Origin of the sequence: Phenylobacterium sp. (assembly GCF_035944335.1) — a bacterium.
GTDB lineage: Bacteria > Pseudomonadota > Alphaproteobacteria > Caulobacterales > Caulobacteraceae > Phenylobacterium.
Genome location: NZ_DASZBG010000030.1, coordinates 1 through 4135 on the forward strand (window position 1 = coordinate 1; position 4135 = coordinate 4135).

The following is a 4135-nucleotide window of genomic DNA, read 5'->3' on the forward strand; positions in this document are numbered from 1 at the left end:
GTGCGCGCCCACAAGGGCATCGACGCCGCCGGCTTCCGCCGCCTGGGTGAGCGCGAGGTGACGCGCCCCGACGGGACGACGCGGGCCAGCGTCTATTGGGAAATGACCAAGGACGAATGGGTCAGGCGGCACAGGTTGTGAAGTGGGCGGCGCTCGCGGCGCTGGCGTTGCTGGGTCTCCCAGCGCCCGCCTCGGCGGCCCCCAGGCTCGTGATCTGGGCCTGGGAGCGGCCGGAGGACCTGCGCTTCGCCCCGCCGCAGGTGGAGGTCGCCGCCCAGACCGGCTTCGTGGTGCTGACCGGCGAAGGCGTCTTCGTCCGCCGCCGGCGCTTTCCACTGCGCACGATGCGGCCGCCGTCCACCGCCTTGGTCCATGTGCAGATCGATCATCACCGGCGGCTTGCCTGGACGCCGACCCAACGGGCCCAGGCCGCGGCGGCGGTGCTGCAGCTCGCCCAGGCGGCCGGGGTTCGCCGCGTGCAGGTGGATTTCGAGGTGCGGCAGTCCGAACGCCGAGTGTTGCTCGACCTCCTGGCCGACGTGCGGCGGGGCCTGCCCAGCGGCGTCGGCCTGTCGATGACGGCCCTGGCCTCGTGGTGCGAGACCGAGGCTTGGCTGAATCGCGCGCCCGTGGATGAAATCGTGCCGATGCTGTTCCGGATGGGACCGGGCGGCGACGCGCTGAAGGTCCGCCTCGAGACCGGCGGCGATTTCGCCGAGCCGCGATGCCGGACGGCGCTGGCCATCTCCACCGACGCGCCCCTGCGGCGCGCGCCGGCGGGGCGGCGAGTCTATCTGTTCAATCCGCGCAGCTGGACGGCGGCGGACTTCGAGGCGGCTCGGCGGAGGGTGGAGACATGGTCGTCCGGAGGTGGCTAACGGTGGTGGCCGTGGCGGCGACGCTCGCGGCGCCGACGAGCGCCTGGGCCTCAGGACCCAGCCCGATAGCGCCATGGTACGTCGACCAGTACGGCGGCGACCCGGCGGACGCGGCGGCCTTCTTCAAGGGTCGGACCGGGATCGTCATGCCCACGGCGCCACGGGCGATGCTCTACATCAGCTGGCGTCTACTGCACGGCCAGAACGTCGGCCAGGTGGCGGGCCAGGCCTTGGCCACGCCCTGCTGCGGCACGCCCTGGTGGGCGCATGACTGGGGTGGCGGCGCGAACAAGTGGAGCGAGGCGCGCAAGGTCGTGCCGGGCGTCCCGCAGAGCCTCTACATCGAAACCGAGCGGCCGAGCGCCGAGGGTAGCTACAGCCAGGTCTGCTTCGATGACGCCTTCGACACGGCGGCCGCCACCCTGAAGGATCGGGCCGCCAAACACGGCGCGGCCTCGCCGGAGGTGCGCGCCTGGCTCGCCGGACAGGACGCAGTGTTCGCCAACTGTCACAAGACGACGGCCCTGCCGCCGCTCCCTGCGAGCGCGCCGTCCTGGCTGAAGGCGGACCGGGCCTACCAGGAAGCCGCGGCCGCCTTCTATGACACCCGCTACGCGGAGGCCGCCCGGCGGTTCAGCGACATCGCCAAGGACGCGGGCTCGCCGTGGCGCGGGACCGGGGTCTACCTCGTGGCGCGCGCGCTGACCCGCAAGGCGCTGATGGAAAAGACGCCGGCCGGCTATGCCGAGGCGCACGCGGCGGTCGCCCGCCTGGAAGCCGCGTCGCCGACCACCTACGGCTGGAGCCAGGTCTTGGGGCTGCGGAATCTGTTGGGGTTCCACGAGGACGCGAAAGCCTTCGCGGTGGGGCTGCAGCAGCGGCTGTCTGCGCGTCAGGCGCTGCCGAACATCGCCGAGGACTTCCGCGACCTGCGCGATCTCTACGACGCGGGAAAGATCACCGACGAGCCGCTCGACTGGATGGCGGCCATGAAGGCCCAGCCGCCGAGGCCAGACTACCGGCTGACGCAGAACCAGGAAGAAACGACCGCAATGATCGCGGGCCGCTATGAGGCGGCCCGCCGCGCCGCCTTGGCGCGCGCCGAAAGCCGCTGGCGGGCCGAACGCGACGTGGCATGGCTGGCAGCCGCGCTCAGCTTGGCGAGCCCCAGCGATCCGGAGGCGAAGGCGCTCAGCGAAGCGGCGGCGAGCCTGCCGGCGACCAGCCCCGCGTGGCTGACTGCGCAGTACCACCTCGTGCGGCTCGGCATGGGCCAGGCGCCGTCGGCGCAGACCCGGAGGCGGCTGGACGCGATCCTGGCGCGCAGCGACCTCTCCACCAGCGACCGAAACCTGTTCACCGCGCAGCGCGCGCAGGTGGCGTCCGGTCTGGACGATTTCCTCCGCTACGCCCTGCGCCGCCGCCTCTGCGCGCACCTGAACGAAGACTGGAACCAGGAGGATCGGCGGCCGAGCTGTGCGCGGGGGGCCTGGGACGGCGGCGGCGAAGTGCAGCCGGAAGGCATCTACGACGGGCCCAAGAGCCAAGGCGTCACCGGCTTCGGCGAGGACGCGCGGGCGACCATCGACCGGATGCCGCTCGCCACCCGCATCGCGCTTTCCCGCAACCCGCGCCTGCCCAGGACCCTGCGGCTCGACGTCGCGCTGACCAGCTACGGCCGGGCGGTCCAGCTGCAGGACGAGGGCGCCATCGACGCGCTCGCGGGCGAGCTTGCCGACCTGCTGCCGCTGATGGCCAAGGACTTCCGTGACGTCCGCGCCTCGCGACGGGGACCGGACAAACGCTTCGCCGAGCTGCTGGTGCTCGCCAAGATTCCCGGGGCGAGGACTGATCTTGCGGCCTACGTGCGCCCCGAAGGCCGGCGCGTGGCCGACTTCCAGATCTACTGGACCGACTGGGTCATCCTGAAGCGCCCCGCCGCCGCCGCCGCGCCGCCGTTGGCCCTGTACCAAACCACCGGAGACCTCCCCGACCGCTATGGCCAGCCGCCCTGGCCCGACGCCTTGACAGATCTTACCTGCCTGGACGAGTGCGGCCGCGGGGCTGCGCCGCTGCGAGTTCCGGATTTCGTGGACCGGCGCAAGGCCGCGGCCGAGCGTGGCTTCTTATTCTCGACCGAGCACGAATACGGCAAGCCGGCGCCCGCGATGCCGCCGGGCGCCGTCGACGCCTGGGACGAGATGCTGGACTACGCCAAGGCCCATCCCGCCGACCCGCGCGTGCCGGAGGCGCTGCACTGGCTGGTTCACGTGGGCCACTTCGGCGGCAGCCACGACCACTCCGGCCGCCGCGCCTTCCGACTGCTGCACGGGCGCTACGAAGGCTCCTATTGGGCAAAGAAGACGCCCTACTACAACGACTGACCGGCCCCGGGTGCTTGCCTGCCTCGGTCGCGCCCGGCACTCTCGACGGATGAAGTGCGTGTTGAGCTTTGGCGTATTGGCGGCCGCGGCCTTGGCGACGGCGGCGGTCCAAGCGGCCGAGACCCCGGCGCAGCAGGCCGTGGCGGCGTTCCGCGGGCTTTGCGGCACCGGCGAACTCGCACCCGGCGCGGTGCTGGCGAGGGCCGACGCCCTGGGCTGGCGGCGCGGCGGGGCCGATGCGCCGAAGGACTTCGATCCGGCGGCGGACCGGCTGTCGCCCAAGGGTACGCTGCCGCTCGAGCTCTATGTGACCTCTGAGACCAGCGCAGGCGAGCGGCGCGATGTCTGCGGACTCCGCGTGACCTCGCCGATCCCGGGGCTTGATGCGGCCGTCGAGGCCTGGCTTGGGTTCAAACCCTCATTCGCCATGCCGCCGGCGGCGACCTTCCTGGCGGTGCGTACCGGGGAGGCCTGGGCCTCGGGGGCCACGGTCGACCGGGCCGCCTTCGCCAAGCTGAAGGCGGAAGGCCGCTACTACAGCATCATGGCCGCCGATGGCGGGTCGGGCGGCCAGGACCAGGCGCCGGCGATGCTGATGCTGCTGCATGTTCGCCGGCTCAGTACAGCAGATAGGGCTCCCGCACCTCCGCCCAGGCCGCCTCGTCCGGCGCGGTGAGGACCTCGAGGTCGGCCGGCGTCGCGGCCGGCTCGTCGACCCATTCGCGCAGGCCGGGGCCGCCGTTGATGACGTCGATGGCCAGCTTGCCGACTTCGTACTCGTAGGCGAAGTCGCGCCACAGGTCGTAGTCGGGATAGAGCCTGCGGATGGCCTTGAAGGCCAGCGCCTGCAGCCGCCAGGGACGGAAGGCGTGG

At 72.2% G+C, this 4135-nt stretch carries 3 protein-coding genes and 1 pseudogene; 3 read left to right on the forward strand and 1 reads right to left on the reverse strand.

Annotated elements, in window-relative coordinates:
* Positions 1–116 precede the first annotated feature (116 nt).
* From VGT80_RS06120 to VGT80_RS06130, 3 genes are read left to right on the forward strand one after another with little or no spacing between them, the layout of a single operon-like run.
* Positions 117–878, forward strand: coding sequence for a hypothetical protein (locus VGT80_RS06120; RefSeq protein WP_327453880.1), 762 nt, complete (start codon positions 117–119; stop codon positions 876–878).
* Positions 857–3262, forward strand: coding sequence for a hypothetical protein (locus VGT80_RS06125; protein WP_327453882.1), 2406 nt, complete (start codon positions 857–859; stop codon positions 3260–3262). Before VGT80_RS06120 ends, VGT80_RS06125 begins: the two co-directional genes overlap by 22 nt.
* Positions 3263–3320: 58 nt before the next feature.
* The gene (locus VGT80_RS06130; RefSeq protein WP_327453884.1) at positions 3321–3938 is read left to right on the forward strand and encodes a hypothetical protein; all 618 of its coding nucleotides are present in this window, start codon (positions 3321–3323) and stop codon (positions 3936–3938) included.
* On the opposite strand, the pseudogene VGT80_RS06135 reads toward VGT80_RS06130, so the two are convergent.
* Positions 3880–4135 (reverse strand): annotated as a pseudogene (locus VGT80_RS06135) (DUF1343 domain-containing protein); the annotation flags it as partial. The gene VGT80_RS06130 and the pseudogene VGT80_RS06135 sit on opposite strands and share 59 nt — an antisense overlap.

Bases quoted from the DNA above. Each gene is read 5' to 3' on its own strand.
- VGT80_RS06120 (WP_327453880.1), top strand. From the start codon at position 117: ATGGGTCAGGCGGCACAGGTTGTGAAGTGGGCGGCGCTCGCGGCGCTG.
- VGT80_RS06125 (WP_327453882.1), top strand. From the start codon at position 857: ATGGTCGTCCGGAGGTGGCTAACGGTGGTGGCCGTGGCGGCGACGCTC.